At 70.6% G+C, this 24388-nt stretch carries 25 protein-coding genes; 6 read left to right on the top strand and 19 right to left on the bottom strand.

Features of this window, described 5'->3' with window-relative positions:
- Nucleotides 1-145 precede the first annotated feature (145 nt).
- The 4 genes from GCL84_RS12520 (at nucleotide 146) to GCL84_RS12505 (ending at nucleotide 4545) form a co-directional block, all read left to right on the top strand.
- Nucleotides 146-781 carry a LysE family translocator gene (locus GCL84_RS12520; protein WP_156755617.1) on the top strand — a complete coding sequence of 212 codons (636 nt, stop codon included), beginning with the start codon at nucleotides 146-148 and terminating at the stop codon, nucleotides 779-781.
- 28 nt (nucleotides 782-809) lie between these two features.
- Nucleotides 810-1814 carry a histidinol-phosphate transaminase gene (locus GCL84_RS12515; protein ID WP_235926182.1) on the top strand — a complete coding sequence of 335 codons (1005 nt, stop codon included), beginning with the start codon at nucleotides 810-812 and terminating at the stop codon, nucleotides 1812-1814.
- A 98-nt stretch (nucleotides 1815-1912) separates the two neighbouring features.
- Nucleotides 1913-3007: a phytase gene (locus tag GCL84_RS12510; RefSeq protein ID WP_156755615.1), complete on the top strand. Its 1095-nt coding sequence runs from the start codon at nucleotides 1913-1915 to the stop codon at nucleotides 3005-3007.
- 719 nt (nucleotides 3008-3726) lie between these two features.
- Nucleotides 3727-4545, top strand: a complete 819-nt coding sequence (locus GCL84_RS12505; protein ID WP_156755614.1) for a lipase family protein — start codon at nucleotides 3727-3729, stop codon at nucleotides 4543-4545.
- Between the two features lie 120 nt (nucleotides 4546-4665).
- Here GCL84_RS12505 and GCL84_RS12500 read toward each other — a convergent pair whose 3' ends face one another.
- Genes GCL84_RS12500 through GCL84_RS12430 form a run of 15 tightly spaced genes read right to left on the bottom strand, consistent with a single transcriptional unit; the run spans nucleotide 4666 to nucleotide 17527 of the window.
- On the bottom strand, nucleotides 4666-5160 hold the full coding sequence (locus GCL84_RS12500; protein WP_156755613.1) for a quercetin 2,3-dioxygenase: 495 nt from the start codon (nucleotides 5158-5160) through the stop codon (nucleotides 4666-4668).
- A complete protein-coding gene (locus tag GCL84_RS12495) occupies nucleotides 5157-5714 on the bottom strand; it encodes a VOC family protein (RefSeq protein ID WP_156755612.1) in 558 nt (185 codons plus the stop codon). The genes GCL84_RS12500 and GCL84_RS12495 overlap by 4 nt, the downstream gene beginning before the upstream one ends.
- Nucleotides 5711-6937, bottom strand: a complete 1227-nt coding sequence (locus GCL84_RS12490) for a sedoheptulose 7-phosphate cyclase (protein ID WP_156755611.1) — start codon at nucleotides 6935-6937, stop codon at nucleotides 5711-5713. Before GCL84_RS12490 ends, GCL84_RS12495 begins: the two co-directional genes overlap by 4 nt.
- 2 nt (nucleotides 6938-6939) lie before the next feature.
- On the bottom strand, nucleotides 6940-8175 hold the full coding sequence (locus GCL84_RS12485) for a DegT/DnrJ/EryC1/StrS family aminotransferase (RefSeq protein ID WP_156755610.1): 1236 nt from the start codon (nucleotides 8173-8175) through the stop codon (nucleotides 6940-6942).
- The gene (locus tag GCL84_RS12480) at nucleotides 8141-9721 is read right to left on the bottom strand and encodes a GMC oxidoreductase (protein WP_156755609.1); all 1581 of its coding nucleotides are present in this window, start codon (nucleotides 9719-9721) and stop codon (nucleotides 8141-8143) included. The genes GCL84_RS12485 and GCL84_RS12480 overlap by 35 nt, the downstream gene beginning before the upstream one ends.
- Before the next feature lie 17 nt (nucleotides 9722-9738).
- A complete protein-coding gene (locus tag GCL84_RS12475) occupies nucleotides 9739-10125 on the bottom strand; it encodes a cupin domain-containing protein (RefSeq protein WP_156755608.1) in 387 nt (128 codons plus the stop codon).
- Nucleotides 10122-10832 (bottom strand): cupin domain-containing protein, encoded by a 711-nt coding sequence (locus tag GCL84_RS12470; RefSeq protein ID WP_156755607.1) that lies wholly within the window; start codon nucleotides 10830-10832, stop codon nucleotides 10122-10124. Before GCL84_RS12470 ends, GCL84_RS12475 begins: the two co-directional genes overlap by 4 nt.
- Complete coding sequence (locus GCL84_RS12465) at nucleotides 10825-11226, bottom strand: cupin domain-containing protein (protein WP_156755606.1); 402 nt, start codon at nucleotides 11224-11226, stop codon at nucleotides 10825-10827. The genes GCL84_RS12470 and GCL84_RS12465 overlap by 8 nt, the downstream gene beginning before the upstream one ends.
- Nucleotides 11223-11549 (bottom strand): hypothetical protein, encoded by a 327-nt coding sequence (locus tag GCL84_RS12460; protein WP_156755605.1) that lies wholly within the window; start codon nucleotides 11547-11549, stop codon nucleotides 11223-11225. The genes GCL84_RS12465 and GCL84_RS12460 overlap by 4 nt, the downstream gene beginning before the upstream one ends.
- Entirely contained in the window at nucleotides 11546-11962 is a 417-nt protein-coding gene (locus tag GCL84_RS12455) for a cupin domain-containing protein (RefSeq protein ID WP_197523198.1), read from the bottom strand. The genes GCL84_RS12460 and GCL84_RS12455 overlap by 4 nt, the downstream gene beginning before the upstream one ends.
- Nucleotides 11959-12216, bottom strand: coding sequence for a phosphopantetheine-binding protein (locus tag GCL84_RS12450; protein WP_156755603.1), 258 nt, complete (start codon nucleotides 12214-12216; stop codon nucleotides 11959-11961). Before GCL84_RS12450 ends, GCL84_RS12455 begins: the two co-directional genes overlap by 4 nt.
- A 1-nt stretch (nucleotide 12217) precedes the next feature.
- The gene (locus tag GCL84_RS12445) at nucleotides 12218-13846 is read right to left on the bottom strand and encodes a (2,3-dihydroxybenzoyl)adenylate synthase (protein ID WP_156755602.1); all 1629 of its coding nucleotides are present in this window, start codon (nucleotides 13844-13846) and stop codon (nucleotides 12218-12220) included.
- Nucleotide 13847: 1 nt separating this feature from the next.
- Nucleotides 13848-14891, bottom strand: a complete 1044-nt coding sequence (locus tag GCL84_RS12440; protein WP_156755601.1) for a ketoacyl-ACP synthase III family protein — start codon at nucleotides 14889-14891, stop codon at nucleotides 13848-13850.
- Nucleotides 14888-16234 carry a salicylate synthase gene (locus tag GCL84_RS12435; protein ID WP_156755600.1) on the bottom strand — a complete coding sequence of 449 codons (1347 nt, stop codon included), beginning with the start codon at nucleotides 16232-16234 and terminating at the stop codon, nucleotides 14888-14890. Before GCL84_RS12435 ends, GCL84_RS12440 begins: the two co-directional genes overlap by 4 nt.
- A gap of 57 nt (nucleotides 16235-16291) precedes the next feature.
- Nucleotides 16292-17527, bottom strand: coding sequence for a 3-deoxy-7-phosphoheptulonate synthase (locus tag GCL84_RS12430; RefSeq protein WP_235926180.1), 1236 nt, complete (start codon nucleotides 17525-17527; stop codon nucleotides 16292-16294).
- A 358-nt stretch (nucleotides 17528-17885) separates the two neighbouring features.
- On the opposite strand from GCL84_RS12430, the gene GCL84_RS12425 reads away from it, so the two are divergent.
- Nucleotides 17886-19346: a DHA2 family efflux MFS transporter permease subunit gene (locus tag GCL84_RS12425; protein ID WP_156755599.1), complete on the top strand. Its 1461-nt coding sequence runs from the start codon at nucleotides 17886-17888 to the stop codon at nucleotides 19344-19346.
- A gap of 67 nt (nucleotides 19347-19413) precedes the next feature.
- Here the strand turns inward: GCL84_RS12425 and GCL84_RS12420 are convergent, their stop codons facing one another.
- Both GCL84_RS12420 and GCL84_RS12415 read right to left on the bottom strand, forming a co-directional pair.
- Nucleotides 19414-20190 carry an SDR family NAD(P)-dependent oxidoreductase gene (locus GCL84_RS12420; protein WP_235926178.1) on the bottom strand — a complete coding sequence of 259 codons (777 nt, stop codon included), beginning with the start codon at nucleotides 20188-20190 and terminating at the stop codon, nucleotides 19414-19416.
- A 180-nt stretch (nucleotides 20191-20370) separates the two neighbouring features.
- A complete protein-coding gene (locus GCL84_RS12415; RefSeq protein WP_328618768.1) occupies nucleotides 20371-20925 on the bottom strand; it encodes an LmbU family transcriptional regulator in 555 nt (184 codons plus the stop codon).
- A gap of 595 nt (nucleotides 20926-21520) precedes the next feature.
- On the opposite strand from GCL84_RS12415, the gene GCL84_RS12410 reads away from it, so the two are divergent.
- Entirely contained in the window at nucleotides 21521-23110 is a 1590-nt protein-coding gene (locus GCL84_RS12410) for an FAD-binding oxidoreductase (RefSeq protein WP_268891345.1), read from the top strand.
- Between the two features lie 42 nt (nucleotides 23111-23152).
- Here GCL84_RS12410 and GCL84_RS12405 read toward each other — a convergent pair whose 3' ends face one another.
- Nucleotides 23153-23326, bottom strand: coding sequence for a hypothetical protein (locus GCL84_RS12405; RefSeq protein WP_156755598.1), 174 nt, complete (start codon nucleotides 23324-23326; stop codon nucleotides 23153-23155).
- A 187-nt stretch (nucleotides 23327-23513) separates the two neighbouring features.
- On the bottom strand, nucleotides 23514-24350 hold the full coding sequence (locus GCL84_RS12400; protein ID WP_156755597.1) for an SDR family NAD(P)-dependent oxidoreductase: 837 nt from the start codon (nucleotides 24348-24350) through the stop codon (nucleotides 23514-23516).
- Nucleotides 24351-24388: the final 38 nt, after the last annotated feature.

The following is a 24388-nucleotide window of genomic DNA, read 5'->3' as shown; positions in this document are numbered from 1 at the left end:
GGCGGCGGCGAAGTCGAGCCGGTGGCCGGAACCAGCCGCGCGGGCGCGGGCGCACCACTACACTCCGTCGTGGCTCGGACCGGGGGTGTCCGAGGGCTCCCCCGCGGCGGGTGGGGCCTGCCGCACAGTCTGAGGAGCACGACGGATGCCCGACCTGACGACGATCTGGGTCTTCCTGGCCGCGTCACTGGTGCTGCTGCTGGTCCCGGGGCCCTCGGTGCTCTACGTCAGCAGCCGCACGCTCGACCTGGGCGCCCGTGGCGGCGCCATGTCCACGCTGGGCCTCGCGGCGGGCGACACCGTGCAGGTCCTGGCCGCCACGGTCGGCCTGTCGGCGCTGGTGGCGGCCAACGAGGTGGCCTTCGAGGTGGTCAAGTACGCGGGCGCGGCCTACCTGGTGTGGTTGGGCGTCCGCAGGCTGATGACGCCGATCATGCCCCTCGAGTCCGAGCAGGGGCAGGTGGCGCAGGCCTCCGGGGGGCGGATCTTCCTCGACGGGTTGGTCGTGAACGCGCTCAACCCCAAGAGCACGCTGTTCTTCCTCGCGTTCCTGCCCGCGTTCGTCAACAGCGACCAGGCGCCGGTCTGGTCGACCACGCTGGTGCTCGGCCTGGTCTTCGTCGTGGTCGGCGTGCTGACCAACGGCGCGTGGGCCGCGCTCAGCCTGCTGCTGCGCAGCCGCGCCCAGCGCAGCAGGGGCTTCCTGCAGGCCCAGCGCTACGTCGGCGGCGGCGTGCTGATCGCCCTGGCCGGTGTGGCCGTGTTCACCGGCACCCAGTGACGCCCCGCCCCCGGCCCCGAGGAGCGCAGTGACCGACCTGATCGCGACCCCCCACCGGCTCGCGGGCAACGAGAACCCCTTCCCGCCGCTGCCCGGCGTGCTCGACCGGGTCGTGGCCGCGGCGAGCTCGCTGAACCAGTACCCGGACCCGACGTGCGCGCGGCTGGTCTCCGCCCTCGCCGACCGGCTCGCGGTGGACCCCGCGCACCTGGTGGTGGGCGCGGGCTCGGTGGGTGTGGCCCAACAGCTCGTGCGGGCGCTGGCGGGCCCCGGCGACGAGGTCGTGCACGCCTGGCGCTCGTTCGAGGCCTACCCCGAGGTCACCGAGCTCGCCCACGCGACGCCGATCCCGGTCCCGCTCGACGCCGAGCAGGCCCACGACCTCGACGCGCTGGCGGCGGCGGTCACCGAGCGGACCAGGGTCGTGTTCGTCTGCAACCCGAACAACCCCACCGGCACCGTGGTCACCCGCGCCGCCCTGGTGCGCTTCCTCGACCGCGTGCCGCGGACGGTGGTCGTCGTCCTCGACGAGGCCTACCTCGAGTTCGTCCGCGCCGAGGACCCGGTCGACGGTGTCGAGCTGTACCGCGACCGCCCGAACGTCTGCGTGCTGCGCACCTTCTCCAAGGCGTACGGCCTCGCGGGCCTGCGCGTCGGCTACCTGGTCGCGCACCAGCCGGTGGCCGCGGCCACCCGTGCCGCCGCTGTTCCGTTCAGGGTCACCGACCTGGCCCAGGAGGCGGCCATCGCCTCCCTGGACGCAGGCCCGGCGCTGACCGCCCGGGTGGAGGCGATCACCGCCGAGCGCGACCGCGTCCACACCGCGCTCACCGACCAGGGCTGGACCATTCCCCCCAGCCAGGCCAACTTCGTCTGGCTCGACCTCGGTCCGCGCACCGCGGGGTTCGCCGAGGCCTGCGCCGCGGCGGCGCTGACGGTGAAGGCCTTCCCCGGCGAGGGCGCCCGGGTCAGCATCGGCACCCCGGCGGCCAACGACGCGTTCCTCGAGGTCGCCGCGCGCCACCTCCGCTGAGACAGGCGGCGCGCCCGCCCACCAGCGACACCGGGTGGTCGGCTCGGGGCGCGTGCCGCGTTCATCCCGCGTATACCGAGACCTCGTAGGTTCCGATCATGGCCGCACTCGCGCTCGCTGTGATCCCACTGCTGCTGACCGGGGTGCCCGGCACGCCCCCGGTGCTCACGCCGACCTCCGTGACCCAGACCTTCGCCGAGCCCGCCGACGCCGACGACCCGGCGATCTGGGTCAACCCCGCGGGGGTGGAGCGCAGCGTCGTCCTCGGCACGCTGAAGGAGGGCGGCCTCGCGGCGTTCGACCTGCGGGGCCGCACACTCGCCGTCGTCCCGGCGCCTGCCGCGCCGACGCCGGAGGCGAAGCCGGGGCGGTTCAACAACGTCGACGTGCTCGGTGACCTGGCGTTCGTCAGCGACCGCGGCCGAGACCGCATCCGGGCCTACCGGGTGTCCGCCGCGGGCGTCCGGGACGTGACCTCCCCCGGCACCCGCCCGGTGTTCTCCGCCTCGGAAGCCGAGGTGGACGACCAGCACACCGCCTACGGCCTGGCGGCGGGCACCATCGGGGGCCGCGACGTCGTGGTCACCAGCAGGCGCAGCGAGACCCGCATCGCGCTGCTGCACGTGGTCAAGGGCCGCACCGTCGACACGCGCGTGGCGGCGACCCTGGACCTGCCGAGCCGCTTCACCCTCCCTGACGGGACGACGTGGTCCCCGTGCGACGACCCCGGCGACGACCCGCAGGTGGAGGGCATGGTCATCGACTCCCGCGCGGGCCTGCTGTACGCCGCGCAGGAGGACGTCGGAATCTGGCGCATCCCGTTGCGCGCCAGCGGTTTCGGCGAACCCGAACTGCTGGACAAGGTGCGCACGTTCGGCGCACCGCAGACCTACGACCCGCAGACCGATGAGTGCGTCGCCGCCGGCCCGAACCCCGGCTTCGGCGGACGCTGGCTGGAAGCCGACGCCGAGGGACTCACCATCACCGGCGACAAGCTCATCGCCTCGAGCCAGGGCGACTCGCGATTCGTGCTGTACCAACGCACAGGAGCCTTCCACGCCCTACGCGACTTCCGCGTCGAGGGCGTCGAGCACTCCGACGGCGCGGCGATCGTGACCGGGCGGCTGAACCTGCTGGTGGTCCACGACGGCGAACGCCCTGACGGCACCGGGTTCGCCTTCCTGCGCTGGTGACTGAGGGAACCGCACGCAGGTATCCCCCGGACAGCCGGTGATCACCGCAGGCTCGGGGCCGATGAGGACGGCGCCTGCTCCGCGCGGGTATACATCGACATCGGCGGCCCGCCGCGTCACCAGCTCCGCTACGGTACGAGGTGAGCGTGAAAGTCTCTTCTCCGTCGTGCCGAGTCGTGGCGCATCGGCAGCGGAACTTCGCCATGGTCGTCTGCCGCCCGTAGCGGACCTCGGTCAGGCGGTCGTCTGGGGTGACGTGCCTTCCAATCACGCAGTCGGTGGCGTCGCGGCCGCAGCCGACGCTCTCCGGGGCCGCACCCGTGGTGGCGATGGAGTTGTCGCGGTCGGCGCCGTCCCGGCCGAGAGCTGTCCCTGCCGATGGCGGTCAGGGCGATGCCGTTGGCGTAGGCGAGCTCGCACGCGGCGTTGTAGGTGCTGGGCAGCTCCTACAGGGCAGGTGGATGCCGGATATGTCCGAACAGCGCACGGGCATCGTCGTGCACTGATAACGCCTGCCGCTTGCACTCCGGGGCAGGGACCTTCGCCGACGGGGCTGGCTGATGCGGTCACCGTGGTCAGGATGGGCATGGCGAGGACGAGTGGAAACGCGCCTCGGCGGGGTGACGGACCGGGTGCGTCCTGGTGGGGCGGGCCGTGGCGCAGGTAGGCATGGAGTGCGGGCGGCAGCCGTGGCCGCCATGTCTTCGTGAGGATGGACGATGTCTGCGCCGACGTTGAACCACCAAGCCATCGGATACGACGCCCGTCAGGCGTACTGCATGGCAAAGGCGGCCGAACTGGCCTACCAGGACCGGGAACGGATCGAGTCCGCCGGCGCCGAGTGGGGCTTCGACCGGGTGCGCCACCACCACTCGACGTTCTCCCCGCCGTTCGCGCTCAGCGACACCCAGGCCTACACCATGGCCAGCCCGACGATGGTCGTGACCGCGTTCCGCGGCACCGAGCCGGTCCAGTTGCGGGACTGGCTCTCGGATACGACAACCCCGCCGTGGCCCGGCCCTGCGGACACCGGCCTGGTCCACTACGGATTCGCCGAGGCGCTGCGGGCGGTGATGCCGTCCGTGCGCGCGGCCATCGAGGAACTGCGCGACGCCGAGCAGACGGTGTGGTTCACCGGGCACAGCCTCGGTGGGGGCCTGGCGATGCTGGCCGCGGCCTGGCTGCACTTCGAGGACCCCCGGCTCTCGGCCCAGGGCGTCTACACCTTCGGACAGCCACGCACCTGCGACCGCACCCTGGCCAGGGCCTACGACAAGGCCCTGTCCGGACGCACGTTCCGAGTGGTCAACAACAACGACATCGTCGCCCAGGTCCCGCCGGAGCCGGTGTTCCACCACGTCGCGGCCCTGCGCTACATCGACTCCTCCGGCCGGGTCCGCGAGTCCATGCCGGTGGTGTCCAACCTGCTCGACCGCGGCAAGGGGCTGGTCGCCGACCCGTTCGCCCCCGCCAGTGACGGGATGCGCGACCACTTCATGAAGGCGTATGTGACCGCCTTGGAGAAGAACCTGCCTTGACCTACATCAACCCGCGCTGGTCGCGGTGGCGCTTGATCCGATGGCGGCGTTCTGTTCGGCGTGGGTGAGGTGGTCGGTGCCGTCGAGGGTGAAGTAGCGGGCGACAACCGCCTCGGTTGCCTACCGGCCGGCCTCCTGCTCTGTCCTGGGGCCCTCCCAGCCGTAGCGAGTGGCGATCTCCGCCGCTCGATGGAACTCCGCGTGGCCCCACTTCGGGATCGGGAGACCTGGAACGGCGGAGTCTCCTGCTTCTTGGAAGAACTTCTCGAAGCCCGCAGGGGTGTAGATGAAGATGGTGTGGGCCACGTGGGTGGTGGCGTTCTCGAAGCGGTGCGGGGTGCCTCGGGGGACGAAGAGGAAGTCCCCGGCCTTGGCGGCGTACTCGTTGTCGGCGATGGTGAAGGTCAGTTGGCCTGACAGGATGTAGAAGGCTTCGTCTTCTCGGGTGTGGACGTGGAGGGGCGGGCCGCTTCCTGGGAGGATTGAGGATTCCAGGATGGAGATGGCCCCGTTGGTGGATTCGGTGCTTGCCTTGGTGGTGTAGACGTTGCCGTCGAACCAGGTCGTGGGGCCTTGGCCTGCGGGGATGTGGAATGGGGGCGGTTGGGGGGTCATGGGGTTCCTTGGTTGGACCAGGGAGTGGTGGGGTGGTACAGGCGGGCGGTGGTTCGTTGTTCGAAGGGGGCCCCTGGGGGGAGGTTGATGAGTTCCAGTTGCATGCCCCAGGGGGTGAGGAAGTAGAGCCAGCGGTCTCCGGCGATGGGGCCCTCGGTGATGGTTTCCGGGTCACCCAGGAGTCGGACGCCTGGTTGGGATCTGAGGTAGGCCGCGGCTTCGTCGACGTCGGTGACGTGGATGGCGAGGTGGTGGCCGCCCCAGTCGCTGTTGCGGGGGAGGTGGGTTCGCTGGTCTGGGGATGTGTATTCGAACAGTTCCAGGTTGGTGACCGGGCCCAGGCGGAGCATGGCCACTCGGGCGGTGGCCTTGGCGTGGACGGCTAGTTTGCGGGTCATCCAGTCGCCGTCGTCGTCCCTGATGGGGCCCTCGGTGTAGACGAGGTCGGCGCCGATGACCTGGACGAAGAAGTCGATCGCCTGGTTGAGGTCTGGGACGGTGTAGGCGACGTGGTGGACCGCGGTCGCGCCCGGGATGCCTCGCTGGGGGGTCATGCGACGGGGTCCGGTCGGGAGTCGGTGGCGACCGCGGCGACGGACGGGTGGTGCAGGTCGCGCAGGGTCTGGGCCGCGTTGGCGAGTTCGGTGGCGGTGAGGTCGTTGAGGAAGCAGGCGGCGCCGATGCCGAGCGGGATGGGCATGCGTTGTAGACCGTCTCGGTGGCGGACGGTCTCTTGCAGGGCGTGATCCAGGAGGTCGGCTTCCAGAAGCGGGTGCCAGGTGGGGAGGCGGAGTTTGGTCATCAGGTGGAAGATCCGTTGGCGGTCCCGCGCGGACACCAGGCCGCGTGCTTCCGCCAGGACTGTGGTCAACGCCATGTCGATGGTCACGGCCTCGCCGTGCAGCAGGGCTGGGAGGGCGCGCATCTCCAGGGTGGGGCTGAAGGAGTGGCCGTAGTCGACTACGCGCTCCAGTTGCTTTTCCCAGAGGTTCGGTTGCAACTCCTCCAGCATGCCGCCGACTGCTCGGCTGAACACCTCCCCCGCGACGGCGTCGCCGGTCTGGGTCTGGCCGGTGAGCCGTTCGGCCAGCAGCAGGTCGGCGTGGTCTTCCAGGAGTTGGAACAGCCTCGCGTCCTTGATCAGCGCGATCTTGAGGATCTCCGCCAAGCCGTTGCTGACGTGGCGGTCGTCCAGAGTGGCCAGGAAGTCGCGGTCCAGCAGCACCACGGCGGGGGCGAAGTATGAACCCAGGCGGTTCTTGTGGAAGCCGTGGTTCACGCCGGTCTTGATGCCGACTCCGGCGTCGACGAGGCCGACCAGCGAGGTGGGGACGCGGACGTACGGGGTGCTGCGGCGGTAGAGGCTGCTGACCAGGCCCACGATGTCCAGCACGATGCCGCCGCCGATGGCGATGACGGGCTCGTGCCTGCGGGAGATGCCGAACGCGTCGAGCCGGTTCACCACCGTGAACACCGACTCCATGGTCTTGGCCTCCTCGGAGGCGGGCAGGACGCAGATGCTGTACTCGACGTTGTGGTGGTCCAGGTACTTGCGCAGGTTGTCGCCGTAGAGGTCGTAGACGGTGGCGTCGACCACGACGAAGCGGCGTAGCCGGTCGGCGCGGACGGTGGCGCCCGCTTCGAGCAGCGCCAGGTTGGACGGGTCGAGGACGCCGCTGGTCATCTCGACCTGGTAGTCGACCGGCAGGTGGGCCTGGACACGCCAGTGGTGGGCCGGGGAGCCCGTCTCCACCAGGCCCGGTTCTGTGCGGTGCATGGTCATGGCCTCCCGACCACTTCGTTGACGGCTGTCTGTACTGCCGCGGCAACGGCCGCGATCTCCTCGGGCGTCGAGAGCGGGGTGATGCCGACTCCGGCACCGAGGTAGGCGTCGACCACCCCGACCGACAACGCCACCGACCGGCCGAGGATGTCGTCGGTGCGGGGCAGCATGTGCGGCTCGTACCGCTGCGCGGTGGGGTGTGCCGGGCACCCGAAGGGGTGCTCGGCCGCGGTGGGCATGCGCCTGCTGGTCAGCTGGGGCATGTTCCCGTAGTAGTGGCGTCCTGAGTCGATGAGCGTGGAGGTGCCCAACTTGGCGGCCACCGCCCGCGCCGCGCCTGCGGTGGCGAACCGCAGGACGAAGAAGGAGTGGCACTCGCCGTCCGGGTCGTTGATCCGCCTTCGCTCGACGCCGGGCAGCTCGCCGATCGCCTCGGCCAGTGCGGTCTTCTGCTCGCGCAGCCTCGCCAGGATTCTATCGATCTTGCGTAGCTGGCCGAGCGCGACGGCGCCGGTGAGCTCGTGCATCCGCAGGTTCAGCCCGAACAGCGAGTCGGCGTCGGCGATGCCGTGCCGCAGCGGCTTGAAACCGTGGTCGTGGAAGGCGAAGGCGCGCTCGTAGGCGGTGTCGTCGGCGAGCGTCAGCAGCCCGCCGTCGCCGCTGGTGATGATCTTGAACAGGTTGAGCGAGAACGCGCCCGCGTCGCCGATGGAGCCCAGGGCGCGGCCCCGGTACCGCCCTCCCGTGGCCTGGGCGGCGTCCTCGACCAGGAACAGGCCGTGGTCGTCGGCGACGCGGCGCAGCTCGTCGAGCGCGGCAGGCGCTCCCAGCATGTGCACGGCGAGGATGGCCTTGGTCGCCGGGGTGATCCGGCGCGCCACGTCCTCGGGGTCGAGGGTCAGCGACTCGTCGATCTCGGCCAGCACCGGGACCGCGCCCCGGTGCACGATGGCGGCGATGGAGGCGATGAACGTGTAGCCGGGGACGATGACCTCGTCCCCCGGGCCGACGCCCAGGGCCGCCAGCGCGGTGAGCAGCGCGGAGGTGCAGCTGTTCACCGCCAGGCAGTGGGCCGCGCCCGTGCGCTGCTCGAACTCGCGCTCGAGGGTGAACACCATGGACGGCTCGGCGGTCTCGTCGAATCGGTACCGGTTGAGCTGCCAGGTGTCCAGCGCACGGGTGACCAGCGCCTTCTCTTCATCGCCGAGGAACAAGTAGCCCGGGCCGCTCATCTGCGCGCCTTCCTGCCGTGAGTGGGTGTTGGGTGCCGAGAATCCCGCGTGCCGCCCGCAGAGCCATCGCGACGCTGGTGAGCGTCGGGTTGCTCGCGTTCGGGGTCGGGATGAGGCCGTTGCCGCCGAGGTAGAGGTTGTCCACGCCCCAGACCCTCGATCCGGGGTCGACCACGCTGGTGTCGGCGTCGGTGCCCATCCGGGCGGTGCCCGCGATGTGCAGCGGGAGGGTGGGGACGATGAACCGCGGCTCGGCCCCAGGCAGGTACGACCCGAGCGCGGACGCGGCCCGCCGCAGGTCCGCCATCATCCGGTGCTGCCGTTCGCGGTCCTGCTCGCTGAGCGAGAACTCGAAGGCAGGCCGCGGCAGGCCGAAGCCGTCCTGCTCGGTGTCGGAGAACAGGACCCGGTTCCCCGGCCTCGGGTCGACGAGCCCGAACCAGCGCAGGTCGACCACCAGCCGAGTGTCGACCCCCCGGTTCGGCGCCATGTCGGCGTAGGGCAGGTCGCGGTGGATCTGGCAGTGCCACGGGCGGTCTGCCGACACCGGGATCCACACGTTGGGGTCGGCGTCGTCTAGCGGGATGGGCAGCGGGTCGCCGGGGTGGGCCGCCCGGTGGGCGGCCACCTGCTCGGCGAAGCGCTCGTCGGCCGCGACGCTGTCGACCAGCTCGTCGGAGAGCACGATCTGGCAGAAGGCGACCGGCTGTTCGGTGAGGTAGCGGCCGAGCGCGGGCGGGCGGACACCGGAGGCGTGCAGCAGTTGCGGGGTGAGCACGGCCCCGCAGGCGACGACGTAGGTGTCCGCCACGACGCGCAGCGTCCGCCAGGTGAGGTGGTCCTCGACCTCGGCGTACTCGATCCGCGAGCCGTCCGCCGACGGCACGAGCCTGCGGCACAGGTGCTGCTCGCGCAGCTCGAACCCGTCGCGGTCGCCGTCGGCGAGCGGGCCGAGGATGGTGTCGGCGCCGGTCCACCGCACGAGCCGGGGGTTGTCGGTGCGCCGCCGCGCCGCCATCGGCAGGTGCCGCACCCCGTGCCCCTCGGGCAGCTCCGGGTACTCGGCTGTGAGCGCGTCCAGCACGACCTGGTGCGAGACGGCGTGCGCGGTCAGGTCGGTCCCGGTGCCGAGCAGCGCCTCGGCGTCGTCGTAGAGCTGGTCCCACTCGGTGGCCGCGATGGCGTCGGACAGCTCGACGGTCGGGTGGTGCCGCGGTGTCACGCCGGTCCAGTGGGTGGCCATCCCGCCCACCGCGTACGTGGCGACACCCGCGTCCAGGCTGATCAGCCGGTCGCGCTCGTCCGCGCCGCCTCCGGGGCTCGACACCGGGTGCAGGTGCCCGCGGACCAGGGCGCCGAAGCGCTCGTGGCTGTGCTGGTAGGAGAAGTGGTTCTTCAGGTGCTCGCCCGGACGGCGGGACAGTTGCGGCCCGGCGTCGACCACCAGGACACTGCGACCGCCCTCGACGAGCGTGCGCGCGAAGGTCGCGCCCACCGGCCCCGACCCCACGACGAGGACGTCCACCTCGATGCGCTGGTGACTCATGCGGTTCTCCTCCCCCCTCAGTCCGACGGCGTGCGCGTCGGCAACCGGCTGCTGACCGAGGCGGGCATCAGCGCGAGGAACAACATCTCCACCGGGGAGTCGCCCGCGTTGTGCCACCGGCCGCCCGCCGCGTGCGAGCCGAGGACCAGCTCGCCCTCGCCGACGAGCAGGGGGTCGTGGCCGTCCCGGACGAACGTGGCGCCGCCGCGGAGCACGAACCAGGCTTCCTCGATGTCGTCGCGGCCGCGCTCGTCGAGGACGGCCCCCGGTGCGAGTCGGACGAAGTCGAAGGACTCGCATTCGCTGAACAACATCCCGCGGCGCCCGAGGCACCGCCAGACCGCGTCCCCGGCGCTGCCGTCCACGGTCCGGGTGAGCCCGTCACCGGCGTTGGAGACGATCACCGCGCACCTCCCGGGACGGCCAGGCTGACGACGAAGGACTCCAGGCCGCCAGGCCCGCCCTCGATCGTGGTGGAACCAAGGAACGGCACCCCGACCGACACCCCGTAGGACAGCGGCACGGTGGTGGACGCCGACGCCGCGGACCCCGTGCCGCTGAGCGTGAAGAGCACGTGCTCCTGCTCGTCCGCCGCCAAGGTCTCGGTCTGCCCCTGGTCGAGCTGGAGCAGTCGGGCCCGGCGCAGCGGCCCGGACAGGTAGCCCAGCGCGTCGACGTCGCGGACCGCGCCGAGCTTGATCACCTCGGCGCGGTCGCCGCTGGTGTCGCGTGCGGGCACGCCCGGCGCCATCCCCGGGCCGGACACCTCGATGACCAGCCAGACCAGGTCGGTGTCACCGGCGTTGCGGATGCCGTGCCTGGTGCCGAGGCAGGTGGTGAGCAGGTCTCCCGCGGTGATCGGGTGGTCGACGCCGTTGATCGTCATCACGCCGGAGCCGGACACCACGTAGTCGAACTGCTCGGTCCGGCTGTGCAGGTGCACGCCGCTGGCCCCGCCCGGGGGCAGGAACGAGCACTCCACCGCCTCCCACGGCCCGAACAGGTTGTTGCGCCGGGCGAGGCACTTCCACCTGGCCACCTTCTCGCCACCGTGCATCTCGTAGACCTCGGACAGCTCGTCCAGGGTTGTGACGACCAGCCGGTCAGCCATGGTCGGCTCCGGTCACGGGCGCGGGGATCAGCGGGACGCGTGCGGGGAGCCGGTCGGTCACCGCCGTGGGCAGCACCGCCAGGGCGAGCAGTTCGAGGTGGTCGGTGCGGTGGTTGCGCACCGTCCCGCCCGATCCCCCGGACCAGAGGAGCAGGTCGCCGGGGCGCAGCAGGACGGGGGCCCCAGCCCCGCCGTCGAACTCCCCCTCGCCCGCGAGCACGAACCAGACCGCGTCGACACCGTCGCTGCCGCGCACGTCGCGCGCGCCGCCCGGCGGCAGCCGGAGGTAGTCGACGGACTCGCACTCGCTGTGCAGCATGCCGCGACGGGCCAGGCAGCGCCAGGCGTTGCCGTCCTGCGTCCGGCTCAGCCCGCTCGCGTTGGTGACGATCACCGGGACACCTCGGCGGCCTGCGGTGTGACCAGGCTGGCGATGAACAGCTCCAGGCCCTCGTCGCCGGCCTCGACCGCGACGCTGCTGCCCAGCGGCAGGGTCAGCGAGACACCGGCGCGCAGCGGGACGGCCGTCGCCCCGGTCGTCGCGGTCCCGTTGCCGCGCACGACGAACAAGGTGTGCTCCTGGTCATCGGCGACCAACTCCTCCCGCTGGCCCGGCTCGAGCTGCGGCAGCCGGACCCGGCCGAGCGGCCCGCTCAGGAACACGCGCGCGTCGATCTCCCGCACCTCGCGAAGGTTGATCACCACGGCGTTGCTCATCGTCGTCCCCCACTCTCGGTCAGCTTCTGGTGTTCGGAGTAGACAGCCGCCATCAGCGGTCCGACCACTTCGATGACGAGCCAGGTCAACCGGTCGTCGCCCACGTTCACGAGGCCGTGCCTGGTGCCGATGCCGTTCACGATCAGGTCGCCCGCGCGCACCGGGTGCTCGCGGCCGTCGAGGAGCATGACGCCGGTGCCGGAGATGATGAAGTACAGCTCCTCGGTCCGGGTGTGCACGTGCTCGCCGCTGATCCCACCCGGCGGCAGCGCGGCCCACTCGACGGCCTCCCAGGCCCCGAACAGGTCGTGTCGGCGGGCGAACGCCTTCCACTCGGAGGCGCCGTCCGCCCCGTGCACGCCGTGCACGACGGACGCCTGGTCGAGGTCGGCGACCACCGCGTGGGCGCTCACGGGCGCAGCCCTTCGAGGTGTGCGAGCCAGCCGTTGAGCGTGGGCGCTGACGCCAACTCCTCGAACACGACCGGCAGCTTCGCCCGGCGCCAGCGGCCGACCAGCCGCATCATGTCGATCGAGCTCATCCCCAGCAGGATCAGGTTGGCGTCACCGGGGATGTCCTCTGGCCGTGCGTCGACCAGCGGCGCCAGGAGTTCGCGCAACTCCTGTTCGCCGGGTGGTTGCGCGGTCGACCGGGAATTGGTTTCCATGTCAGCCTTTCTGGTTCGCTACCGGTGTGCGTGGTCGGTCGGCGAGGAGCACCAGCGCCTTCTTGTCGACCTTCCCCAGCGGGGTGACCGGGAGCTCGTCGAGGAACTCGACGCGGTCGGGGAGCTTGTAGTCGGCCAGCCCGCGGTCGCGCAGCGCGCTCTTGAGGTCGTGCAGCGTCGGACGTTCGCCTGCCGCCACGAGGTAGGCGCAGGTCCGCTCCCCGAGGAAGTCATCCGGCACGCCGACCACCGCCGCGCGCAGCACTCCCGGGTGGCCGAGCAGGTGCCCTTCCACCTCAGCCGCGGAGATCTTGTCGCCGCCCCGGATCACCACGTCCTTGATCCGGCCCTCGATGACCAGGTCGCCGTCGGCGGTCAGCCGGGCGAGGTCGCCGCTGCGGTAGAACCCGTCGTCGGTGAACGCGATCGCGTTGTGCTCGGGCGCGCGGTAGTAGCCCCGCAGCGTGTAGGGGCCGCGGGTGAGCAGCTCGCCCACCTCGCCCGGGGCGACGTCGCGGTCGTCCGGGCCGACGATCCGGATCTCGTCCGCTTCCGACAGCGGACTGCCTTGGGTCGCCACGACCGCCTCGTGCCCGTCGCCGGGCCTGGTGAGCGTGAGCAGTCCCTCCGCCATGCCGAAGACCTGCTGGAGCTGGCAGCCGAGAACCGGGGTGATCCGCTCGGCGACCGACCGCTGGAGCTTGGCGCCGCCGATCTGCACGACCCGCAGGCTCGACAGATCAGCCTCGGACCAACTCGCCGCCTCCAGCCACATCTGGGCGATGCTCGGCACCACGGAGGTCACGGTGACGCGCTCGGCCGCGATCAGGGCGAAGCAGTCGTCGGCGGTCGGGTCGTCGGCGAGCACGACCGTACCGCCGGAGGCCAGCGTGCCGACCACCCCGGGGCAGCCCCAGGTGAAGTTGAACTCCAGTGGCAGGACCGCGAGATAAACGTCCGATGTGGACATGCTCAGCACCTCGGCGGTGGCGCGGACCTGGTAGGCGTAGTCGTCGTGGGTGCGTGGGATGACCTTCGGCAGGGCCGTCGTCCCACCGGAGAGCAGAAAGAACGCCGCGTCCGACGGGTCCTGCCCAGTGAAGTCGCGGGGCGCATCGTCAACAGCGGACAAGTCGATGACGTCGCCGCCCTGGCCGCTGAGGCTGAACAGCAGCCGCAGCGCGGGCGCGCCGGAGCGGACCTGCTTGGCCAGCACCCGGTGGTCGAACCCGCGGTGCACACCGGGCAGCACGTACGCCACCGCGCCGGTGATCCGGCAGAGGTGCCCGATCTCCTGCGAGCGGTGCGCGGGCAGCGCGAACACCGGCTTGGCACCGAGCCGGAAAAGGGCGAAGCAGACCGCGACGAACTCCGGCACGTTGGGCAGCTGCACCACGACCCGGTCGCCGGGGGCGATGCCGTACCGGGCGAAGCCCGCGGCCATCCGGTCCGCCCAGCGGTCGAGCTCGGTGTAGCTGATCCGGCGGTCGCCGTGCACCAGCGCGGTGGCCTGGCCGTGTTCGGCGGTCGCCGCCCGCAGCAGGGCGCCGAGCGGCTCGCCCCGCCACAGCCCCGCTCGGCGGTACCGCTGCGCCACATCGGCGGGCCAGGGCGTGCTTCCCTCGACCATGTCAGACCTCCGTCCCTGGCTGATGGGCGGTGAGCACCTCGACGACAGCGGCGCCCATGGACGCGCCCGCCCCGGATGACACCAGGAGCACGTGGTCGCCTGGTCCGACCTGACCGGAGGTCCACAGGTGCTCGAGCCCGAGGAACACCTCGGTCACCCCGGCGTGCCCGATCCGCCTGATGTAGTCCCAGACCCCGCGCTCGGCGTCGATCAGCAGCGGGTCGAGGAACATCGTCTCCAGCGAATCCCAGCCGAAGCCGGGGTGCGCCACCCTGGTGACCTGGTCGAAGGTCAGGCCCGCTTCCTCGAGCACCGACTCGGTGACGGCGGTGATCTTGTCGCCGAAGTAGCCGATGGGCGGGGTGACACCCTGCGCCCACCGCTCGCGCATGTGCTCTCGACGCTGGTCGAAATCCAGCGGCTGCCCCACGGTCACCCCGGGTGGGAACAGCGGGTCGCGGCCCCGGTCGAGCGCCTCCATCCTGGCGTCGGAGACCGAGCCGATCGCCAGCAGCCGGGCGAACCCGCCGGTGCGGGACACGGTCACCGCGGCGGCGGAGTCGGCGAGCACGAAAGCCGAGGACGTCCGCCAGCGGTCGACCAGCGGGATGGAGAAGTTGTCCGCGGCGGTGACCAGCGCGGCTGGGTGGCTGGGGTTGGCCAGCAGTCGGGTCGCGGCGAGTTCGAGCGCGGCCAGCCCGCCGAGGCAGCCCTGCTTGACCTCGATCGCCGGGATCGGGCGGTCCAGGGTGTTGTTCAGGATGTAGTGCGCGGGCGACCAGGCGTCCGGGCCTTGGTGGTGGGCGTGGCTGTGCAGCAGGACGCCGAAGTCGTCGGCGGCGTGGCCGCCGCGCCGGATCGCGAGGTTCGCGGCGTCGACCGCCATGTCCGGTGCGGGGGTCGAGCCGGCCACCGCGACCGACAGGATGCCCGAGGCCGCGCGGGCCGACTCGTCGTACCAGCCCTGCGCCACCGCGTGCTCGGTGCTCACCAGGTCCGGCACGACGCTGCCGATCCCGGAGAGGTGGACGTCGACGACCCTCACGCGTGCACCTCCGCCTTGACCACGGCGGCGACGAGGAAGCGGGCGACGCTGTCGAGCTTCTCGCAGGTCTCCTCGAACTCCCGGTCGGGCTGGGACTGGCCGACGATGCCCGCGCCCGCGCGCAGCCAGGTCCGCCCGTGCTGCCGGTACACGGTCCGAAGCACCAGCGCCGCGTCCATCGCCCCGGACTCGTCCACGGTCAGCACGGCGCCGCTGTAGAGGCCGCGGCGCTCGGTCTCGTAGCCGCGGATCGCCTCGTACGCGGCCTCCTTCGACACCCCGGAGGCGGTCACGGCGGGGAAGACCGCGGCGAAGGCGTCCCAGGCGTCGTGCCCGGCGGAGAGCGTGCCGGTCACCCTGGAGGCGATGTGCTGGACGCTGCCGCGCTCCTCCAGCGTCATCAGGTTGTGCACACCCACGGAGTCCGGCTCGCACACGGTGAGCAACTCGTCGTTGCCGACCTTCACCGAGATCGCGTGCTCGTAGATCTCCTTCTCGTCCGAGAGCAGTTCCCCGCGCAGGCGGCTGTTGGTCGCCGCGTCCGCGGTGAGCGCCCTGGTGCCCGCGAGCGGCTGGCTGACCACCGCACCGTCCTCGGTCACGCTGACGACGATCTCGGGGCTGAACCCGGCGGCCTCCAAGCCGCCCAGCCGCAGCAGGAAGGACCGCGCCGGATTGTTCTCGCGGCGACCGAGCACGTAGGTGCCAGTCAGGTCGATCTCGCCGTCGACCCGCACGATCCTGGACAGGATCACCTTCTGCAACCGCGCGTCGGCGATGTCTCGGACCGCGGCGGCGACCGTGGCGCGGTACTCGTCCCGACCGACCTGCCGGACGTCGAGCGCGACCGCGTCCCGCGGGCGGTCCTCGACCGGGCTGGTGAGCAGGCCGACGAGCGCGGTCAGGGTGTCCGGGTTGGTGGAGCGCACGTGCGCCCGGCCGGAACTGATGCGCACCTCGCTCTGGGGCACCACGAGGTGCAGCAGGGGTTGGTCGTCAACGTGGGCGCGATCGCCGTGCTTGGCGTAGGACAACTCGAACGCCGCGGTGCCGTACGCGCGCCAGCCCCGGACTGGCACCATCGCGAGCAGGTCGCGCACCTGGCGCAACGGCTGGTCGCTCCAGGGCAGGCGAGCGGTCCGCACGCCGCCGAGCCGGGCCCCGTCCCGGTCGAGGGTGATGTCGGCGAGCACACCGCCCGCGTAGGACCAGTGCCCGTCCTTCTCGTAGACGACGAATTCGCCGTGCGGGCCCGCCTCGGCCAATCGCGCCGACAGGTCGAGCGGGTCCCCCGCCACCTCGATCGTCGTCTCGACGTATCGCACCCATTCCGCACTGCTCATTCCAGCGACCTCGATTCTGCTGACACGATAAGAGGAAAAGGGCTTCATCATCGACTGCTAGCGCCAGGATGAAACCACTTCCACGGCTTGTTCCGGATTGAGCCTCGGATCACACAAACTGGTGAACTTGTCGCCGACTCGGTCGATCGCCGAAGCATTCGCGACGCATTCCGTCACGTCGTCCGGCGTGGTCTCCAGGTGCAGCCCGACAGCTACCCCGCGCCCCACTGCCACCGCGCGCTGGAACTCGACGACCTCCTGGACCACGGTGTCCACGAACCGCGTCTTCAGCCCGTGCGGACCACTCACGGTGTTGCCGTGCATGGGGTCGACGAGCCAGCCGACCGGGTGGCCCGCCTCGCGGACCGCGGCCACCAGCGGCGGCAGCCGCTCGGCCACGACCGCGGCGCCCATCCGGGAGATGAGGGTAAGCCTGCCGGGTGCGCGGAACGGGTCGAGGCGTTCGCAGAGCGCGACCAGCTCCTGCGGCGTCATGGTCGGCCCGACCTTGCAGGAGACCGGGTTGCTGACCGTCGCCAGTAGGGCAGTGTGGGCGCCGTCGACCTGGTTGGTGCGGTTGCCGATCCACGGCCAGTGCGTCGACGCGAGCAGCCGCCCGCCCTCATCGGTCTGCCGCAGCATCGGCAGCTCGTAGTCCAGCAGCAGCGCTTCGTGGCTGGTCCAGACCCACGACTGCGCCGACGGCAGCCGCTCGCTGTTGCGCAGCCGCAGGTAGCCCGCGGCCGCGCTCGCCGCGTCGTGGCCCGCGAGCAGCCGCTCCGGGTCCGGCAGGCGCAGCAGGGGGTCCGGTTCCGGGCTGTTCACCATGTGACCCCGGTAGACGGGCAGGTCGAGGCCGTCGACGCGCTCGGTCGCCCTGGACCGCGGCTTGCCGAACTGGCCCGCGATCCGACCCACCCGCAGCACGGGCTTGCCAGTGGTCGTGTTCAACACACCGGCCAGCACGTCCAGCAGGGCGATCTTGCGGCACAGGTGACCCGGCACGCACTCGGCCGGGTCCTCGGCGCAATCGCCAGCCTGCACGACCAGCAGCTCGCCCGCCGCGGCCCTGGCCACCTGCGAGCGCAACGCGTGGACCTCGTCCGCGCGGACCAGGGGCGGTCGACCGGCGAGCACCTCGCGCACCACTCGCACGTGCCGGCGATCGGGCCATTCCGGCTGTTGCGGTGCCGATTCGGCCGATAGCACTAAAAGATCACCCTGCACCAGAAACTCCCCCATATGAGCCAGGTCCGCCCAGGCCTCCATATCCGACCTGACGCGTTCGACCATCGCACACCGCTTAACATGAGCGGCGGAAGTCAAATACTGAACTCCGCAAGACCCGAACAGATTCGGCCACATTCGTGCGGCGGGATTCGATGGTGAAATCTATCAGAACACCGCACATCTGAAAAGGTCCTACGACCCGCCTGTCTCGCCGGCGGGACAAATACTCCAGATAAATGCTTTGACAACGAACCCGCGGCCGCACACCCGATGCAACGCCGGACAGCCCGCTCCGGGTCAACGACCGACCACACTGCACCTACCCTGGTCGCAGTGCGGCCGAGGTGGTGGACTCGGGGGGGGCGTGGTGCCCGCTGCGCAGCGGTGGACCGCCCACTCCTCAGACAGGAGAACGCAAGCAATGCCAACACAAGCCAACCCGTGGCCCGCGCTCTACGCGGTCATCGTCGGCTTCTTCATGCTCCTGCTGGACATGAGCATCGTCGCGGTGGCCAACCCGGCGATCATGGCGGACCTCGACGCCGACCTCTCGCAGGCCATCTGGGCCACGAGCGCCTACTTGCTGGCCTACGCCGTGCCGCTGCTGATCACCGGCAGGCTCGGCGACCGCTTCGGCCCCAAAACCGTCTACCTGGTCGGCCTGGTGGTGTTCACCGGCGCCTCGCTGTGGTGCGGGGCGTCCACCAGCATCGAGATGCTGATCGCGGCGCGGGTGGCGCAGGGGCTCGGCGCGGCGCTGATGACACCGCAGACCATGGCCGTGATCACCCGCACATTCCCGCCGGACAAGCGCGGCGCGGCGATGGGCCTGTGGGGCGGCGCGGCCGGGCTGGCGGCGCTGGTCGGCCCGATCCTGGGCGGCGTGCTGGTGGACTGGCAGGGCTGGCAGTGGATCTTCTACGTGAACGTGCCCGTCGGTGTCGTCGCGTTCGTGCTGGCGGCCTGGCTCGTGCCGGCGTTGGAGACCAGGGAGCACAAGTTCGACGTCGCCGGAATGGCACTGTCCGCTGCTGGCATGTTCCTGCTGGTGTTCGGCATCCAGGAGGGCAACGCGCGGGACTGGGACGTTGTGATCTGGGCGCTGATCCTCGGCGGTGTGGCCGTGCTGGCCCTGTTCGTGCTCAACCAGTCCCGCAACACGCGGGAGCCGCTGGTGCCGCTGAGCCTGTTCAAGGACCGAAACTTCACGCTGTCCAACGTGGCGGTGACCTCGATGGCGGCCGCGGTGAACGGCCTGTTCGTAGTCGCCTACTTCTACCTGCAACAGGTGCGGGGCATGTCACCAACGGAATCGGCGATGGTGTTCGCACCGATGGCGACGCTGACCGGCGTGCTGGCGCCGTTCATCGGCAAGATCGCCGACCGGCTGCCGCCGCGGGTCATCCCGACCACCGGATTCGCCCTGTTCTCCGCGACCTTGTTCGGCTTCGCGTGGTCCATGACGCCGGACTCGTCCATCGCGCTGCTCGTGGTCATCGGCGCCGTCGCCGGTGTGGCGAACGCCTTCGTCTGGGCGCCGCTCGCGGCCAACGCCATCCGGAGCCTGTCCCCCCAGCAGGCGGGGGCCGGTTCCGGCGTGTTCCTGACCACCCGCCAGTTGGGCTTCACCCTCGGCTCGGCTGGCATCAGCGCGCTGTTGTCGGCACTCATCGCGGCCCAGGGACTGCAGGCGGGCCCGATCGGCGAGGGCGGCTCCACGGCCGTCATCCCGCCACCTGATCAGCGGGAAGCGCTGCTGGACGACATGAGCACCGCGCTCAGCCGCTCCATGTACCTGCCCGCGCTGGTGCTGCTGATCGGCTTGATCGCGTCCGCCCTTTTCGTGAGCGCGCGCCACCCCGCGGAGGCGACCAAGGCCTGAGCGGCTGGATGCCGACAAGGCCCCTCTCGACAGTCGAAAGGGGCCTTGTCGGCGTCCGGTCTCCGGATCAGACTGTCTTCATCATCCCGCCGTCGATCACCAGGTCGGCGCCGCTCATGTTGGCCACCTTGCCGGAGGCGAGGAACACCACCAGCTCCGCGATCTCCTCCGGGTGGGCGAACTCGCCGGTCGAGGTGCCAACGGTGGCGGGCAGCCGGTCCTTGAAGGTGTCCAGCGTGGCGCCTGCCCGCTTGGCGATCTGCTCGCCCGGTCCACCGGGGGCGGTCCACAGGTCGGTCCACACCGGGCCGGGGGAGATGGTGTTGACCCGCAGGCCCTGGCCGCCGAACTCCTCGGCGAGCGCCTTGCCGAGGTTCGACACCGCCGCCTTGACGGCGGACTGGGCGACCAGGCGCGGCTGGGGCAGCTTCGCGTTGACGGAGCTGATGTTGATGACCGCGCCGCGGCGTTCGAGCAGGCTGGGCAGCGCGGCGCGGGTCGCGCGGACGTTCGACATGAACGTCACGTTGAAGGTGTGCAGGAAGGCGTCGTCGTCGAGCTGGAGGAAGCCACCGGGCGGCGTCGAGGTGCCCGCGACGTTGTTGACCAGCAGGTCGATGCCGCCGTGCTGGTCGAGCGCGTGCCGCACGACGCGGGCCGGTTCATCGGGGTGGCCCAGGTCGGCCTCGATCGCGTCCGGCGAGAGTTCCTTGAGCCCCGCGGTGACAGTCCGGCTGCCCGCGACGACGGTGTACCCGTCCTCGACCAGCGCGCGCACGATCGCCAGGCCGATTCCCCTCCCCGCTCCGGTCACCACAGCAACGCGCGTTGTCTTCGTCGTCATCGTCAATGCCCTCCACCGCTTGCGCGGCACTAGTCGTGCTGGTTCGTCTCGCGGCCACCCGCCCCCGGGCGACCGGAGTCCTCATGGGTCCACGACCACTCGGCGCGCTCGCCCCGCCGGCGGGACGGCACGGCGGCCAGTGATCGAGGTCGGCGGAGATCCCGCGCGACCGAGCCGTCGTCACGTCGATTCCGTGCTCAGTACATCCTCGGCCGCCCGGTCCAGGATCAGCACCATCCAGTTCTCCAACTGGTCGTCTGCCCGTTGCGCGGCGGCCCGCCAGCGCTCGACCCGTTCGGCGGCGACGGCGACCCTCGGGATCATCGAGGTCGCCTCAGCGGCGGCCTTCTTGTCCAACCTGGTGCCGCGCAGCCAACGGCGCAGCTCGTTGCGCGACCACCTCCCCTTCTCAGCGCGGTCCAACCAGCGGTCCTGTTCGCCCGGGACCAGGGAGGCGACCTCGGCGTGGTGTTGAAAACTCAGCAGTTCCCGACGCCGCTCCAGCGGGAACCGGCGGGCGACCCAGGCGTAGTTTCGCAGGGTCTGGTAGTCGAGACCGGCGGCTTCGACGGCCCGGACATAGCGGTCCGCGTAGTTCTCCTGGCCGCAGACCAGCCAGTCCCCCAGGCACCAGGCCGAGGAATCGAAGATGCGGGCCAACTGCGCACCGGTGCGCTCCCAACCGGTGTAGGTGAGGCTGGGCGGGATGTGCAGACCGACTCGGGAAATCAACACCTGGTCTGTGCTGACTCGCGCCGTCGACCGGACCTGCACTGACCCGTGGACGCTTTGGTTGCTATGTGGCACATATCCCCCTAGAAGTGCCGGACATCGTCGATTGCCTCTCTTGCGACGACTTCTCCGTGGCGCACACCGGCGGGCCGAACGACAACGTCCGGCACGCCTGCGGCCCTGCGCGGAGAGATCACCTCGAAGCCACCCCATTGACACCCCCATCATAGCCCAAGTGATGCTCGGTTTGGGGTGCGCTCGACGCGATCCCAACCACCCGAAGTCACTCGAACGGGGGTAGCCGCTCTGCTAGTGTCGCGACCACATCGGCGCCGGTTCGGGGGCCCGCCGGTGCCAGTGACGAGCGCGGGACGCTGCGGGGGCAGCGCACTCCCGGTCGCTTGTCCACGCAACGAAATCGACATCTTGTTCCGCCCTGATCCGGGCGCTGCTTTCGGCATGACTTCCAATGGGGGAAAGCACAATGGACAAAAGAAGCGACAAGACCGCGTCGGCACGGGGCAGGCGGTCGTTCCTCGGCACGACAACGGGTTTGGTCGTTGGCGCGACCGCGCTCCCGTTGCTAGGCTCGGGTTCCGTGAAAGCGACCACCTCCACTGCACCGCTGACCGCGGCCGAGGTTTTCGGCCCGTTCACCGTCGAACCGGACGATCCCCGCTACGGCGAGTTGATCACCGGCAACAACCAGCGCTGGGTGGGCTCCCCCGACTGCTTCCAGATGGTCGGGTCGACCCAGCAGGTCGTCGACGCCGTGCAGGCCGCGGTCAAGACGGGCAAGCGGGTCGCCGTGCGCAGCGGCGGGCACTGCTACGAGGACTTCGTCAGCAACGCCGACGTGCGCGTGGTCATCGACATGTCCGAGATGGACTCCGTCTGGTACGACCCGAACATGAAGGCGTTCGCCGTCGAGCCCGGCGCCCGCCTGCTGAACCTGTACGCCACCCTCTACAAGGGCTGGGGCGTCACCCTCCCGGGTGGACGGTGCTACTCCGTTGGCGCGGGCGGACACATCTGCGGCGGTGGCGACGGTCCGCTGTCGCGGCGCCACGGGCTCACCGTCGACCACCTGCACGCCGTCGAGGTCGTGGTGGTCGACCAGGCGGGCAGGGCGCGCGCCGTGGTCGCGACCCGCGACCCCAACGACCCCAACCACGACCTGTGGTGGGCGCACACCGGCGGTGGCGGCGGGAACTTCGGCGTGATCACCCGCTACTGGCTGCGCTCGCCCAACGCGACCGGCACGGACCCGACCACCGCACTGCCCAAGCCGCCATCGACGGTCCTGCTCAACGGCGTGTCGTTCGCCTGGGCGGACCTGACCCAGGCGAGGTTCGCCAGACTGGTGAAGAACTTCACCGGGTGGCAGGAGCGCAACAGCGCGCCGGGTTCGCCGGGTGTGGCTTTATCCGCCTCCCTCGCGCTGAACCACAGGTCCAACGGCAGTGTCGGCATGTTCGCACAGGTCGACGGCGACGTGGCGAACGCGGAGCGACTGCTGGCCACCTTCGTCACCGAGCTGCGCGACGGTGTGTCGGCCCAGGTCCAGCCGATGAGCGGGAGCGCGGGTGAGTACGGCCCCATGCCGCAACTGGTCACGGCCCAGCGCCTGCCTTGGTTCCACTCGGTTCGACTGCTGGCCACCAACTCCCCCATGCTGACGAACCCGACCCTGCGCGCGGACCACAAGTCCGCCTACCACCGCAAGGCCTTCAACGACGCCGATCTGGCGGTCATCTACAAGCACCTCACCAGCACCACCATCGACAACCCGAACGCGATGCTCCTGCTGCTCCCCTACGGCGGCAACATCAACGCCGTCGACCCCACCGCGACCGCCGCACCACACCGGAACTCGGCGTACCAGGCCCTCTGCCAGAGTTTCTGGTCCACCCCCGGCGAAGACGCCGAGAACCTGGCCTGGGTCCGCGCCTTCTACGCCGAACTCTACGCCAGCACCGGCGGCGTCCCGGTCCCCAACGACCGCACGGACGGCTGCTACGTGAACTACCCCGACACAGACCTGTCGAACCCGGCCTACAACTCCTCCCAGGTCCCCTGGCACGGCCTGTACTACAAGGGCAATTACGCGCGCTTGCAACAGGTCAAGGCCAGGTGGGACCCGAAGAACATCTTCCGGCACGCGCAGTCGGTGACGCTCCCCTCCTAGTGCCGGGTCGCGGTTGTCAAGGGTGGACAACCCGCGCTTCACTTAACTCAGGCTCACGACCCGGGTGGCGATCGCCGCGGTCGCCGGGTAAGCGATGTTCACCAGCAGCGAGCCGCTGCCACAGAACCAGTCGTGCGCGGTCCTGGTGTGGATCCCGGCCACGCAGGCCGTGCCGCCTGCGTCGTGGACGGCGGGCACGTAGTGCTCGCCGTCCACGCGGCGAGGAACCCCAGTAGCAGGATGGCGTTCTTCTCCCGCTCGGCCTGCACCGCCAGCCGGCCGCGACGGGCTCGGCGAGCGCCTTCTCGTCTGCCGTCCCGAGGTGCAAGCCGGCGAAGAGCTCATGGGCCACAGGCGGATCGGCCGGCGTTCCCGTTGCAGACCGGCAGACCCCATAACCGGACTATCGATGGAAGTCCGCGCTACTGGACAGCCCCTCGTGGGCACGCAGCTCGGCGAGCGCGGATTCGTGCATCGCGACAGCGGCGTCGTGAGCGGCGCCGCCGAGCACGAGTCGGCGCGGCGGCTCAGCGGAGTTCATCGCGGCGATGACCGCCTGCACTCCGCGCACCGGGTCGCCGGGCTGGGTCCCGTTCTGCTCCGCGAAGGACGAGCGGATTCCGGCGATCAGGTCGTGGTAAGCGTCGACCGTCTCGGTGACGGGTTCGGTCGCGAACCCGGCGTAGGCCTTGGTGCGGAACGCGCCCGGTTCCACCACGAGCACCTTGACGCCGAACGGCTCCACCTCCTGCCGCAACGACTCCGACAGGCCTTCGAGCGCGAACTTGGCCGCCGAGTAGTAGCCGAAACCCGTCACCCCGACCAGGCCTGCCAGCGACGACATGTTGACGATCCAACCGCCACCTCGTTCGCGCATACCCGGCAACACGGCGCGGATGACGTCCGCGACCGCGAAGAAGTTGAGGTCGAACGACCGCCGCACCGTCTCCTGGACCGTTCCCTCGACTGATCCGTACCAGCCGCGTCCGGCGTTGTTGACCAGCACGTCGATGCCGCCGAACCGGTCCTCGGCCGTCTTCACCGCGCTGCGCACGTGCTCACTGTCGGTGACGTCAAGCGGGAGGATCAGCACGCTGTCGCCGTGCCCGTCCGCCCATTCCCGCAGTTCAGCGGGCCGGCGCACGGTCAGTGCGACGCGATCGCCCTGCCTGAGCGCCGCCTCTGCGTAAGCGATGCCAAACCCACCGGGAGTGCCGCCCGTGATGAACCACGTCTTCATCGATAACCTCCGCTATAGAGCATCCTGTAGCGCTATAT

It is taken from the genome of Actinokineospora pegani (assembly GCF_009745975.1).
Classification (GTDB): Bacteria; Actinomycetota; Actinomycetes; order Mycobacteriales; family Pseudonocardiaceae; genus Actinokineospora; species Actinokineospora pegani.
This window is presented reverse-complemented; position numbering and strand designations above follow the sequence as displayed.

Bases quoted from the DNA above. Each gene is read 5' to 3' on its own strand.
- GCL84_RS12450 (WP_156755603.1), bottom strand. From the start codon at position 12,216: ATGGAAACCAATTCCCGGTCGACCGCGCAACCACCCGGCGAACAGGAG.
- GCL84_RS12490 (WP_156755611.1), bottom strand. From the start codon at position 6,937: ATGCACCGCACAGAACCGGGCCTGGTGGAGACGGGCTCCCCGGCCCAC.
- GCL84_RS12430 (WP_235926180.1), bottom strand. From the start codon at position 17,527: ATGGTCGAACGCGTCAGGTCGGATATGGAGGCCTGGGCGGACCTGGCT.
- GCL84_RS12500 (WP_156755613.1), bottom strand. From the start codon at position 5,160: ATGACCCCCCAACCGCCCCCATTCCACATCCCCGCAGGCCAAGGCCCC.
- GCL84_RS12460 (WP_156755605.1), bottom strand. From the start codon at position 11,549: ATGAGCAACGCCGTGGTGATCAACCTTCGCGAGGTGCGGGAGATCGAC.
- GCL84_RS12435 (WP_156755600.1), bottom strand. From the start codon at position 16,234: ATGAGCAGTGCGGAATGGGTGCGATACGTCGAGACGACGATCGAGGTG.
- GCL84_RS12400 (WP_156755597.1), bottom strand. From the start codon at position 24,350: ATGAAGACGTGGTTCATCACGGGCGGCACTCCCGGTGGGTTTGGCATC.
- GCL84_RS12445 (WP_156755602.1), bottom strand. From the start codon at position 13,846: ATGGTCGAGGGAAGCACGCCCTGGCCCGCCGATGTGGCGCAGCGGTAC.
- GCL84_RS12485 (WP_156755610.1), bottom strand. From the start codon at position 8,175: ATGAGCGGCCCGGGCTACTTGTTCCTCGGCGATGAAGAGAAGGCGCTG.
- GCL84_RS12505 (WP_156755614.1), top strand. From the start codon at position 3,727: ATGTCTGCGCCGACGTTGAACCACCAAGCCATCGGATACGACGCCCGT.
- GCL84_RS12520 (WP_156755617.1), top strand. From the start codon at position 146: ATGCCCGACCTGACGACGATCTGGGTCTTCCTGGCCGCGTCACTGGTG.
- GCL84_RS12470 (WP_156755607.1), bottom strand. From the start codon at position 10,832: ATGGCTGACCGGCTGGTCGTCACAACCCTGGACGAGCTGTCCGAGGTC.
- GCL84_RS12425 (WP_156755599.1), top strand. From the start codon at position 17,886: ATGCCAACACAAGCCAACCCGTGGCCCGCGCTCTACGCGGTCATCGTC.
- GCL84_RS12480 (WP_156755609.1), bottom strand. From the start codon at position 9,721: ATGAGTCACCAGCGCATCGAGGTGGACGTCCTCGTCGTGGGGTCGGGG.
- GCL84_RS12510 (WP_156755615.1), top strand. From the start codon at position 1,913: ATGGCCGCACTCGCGCTCGCTGTGATCCCACTGCTGCTGACCGGGGTG.
- GCL84_RS12420 (WP_235926178.1), bottom strand. From the start codon at position 20,190: ATGACGACGAAGACAACGCGCGTTGCTGTGGTGACCGGAGCGGGGAGG.
- GCL84_RS12495 (WP_156755612.1), bottom strand. From the start codon at position 5,714: ATGACCCCCCAGCGAGGCATCCCGGGCGCGACCGCGGTCCACCACGTC.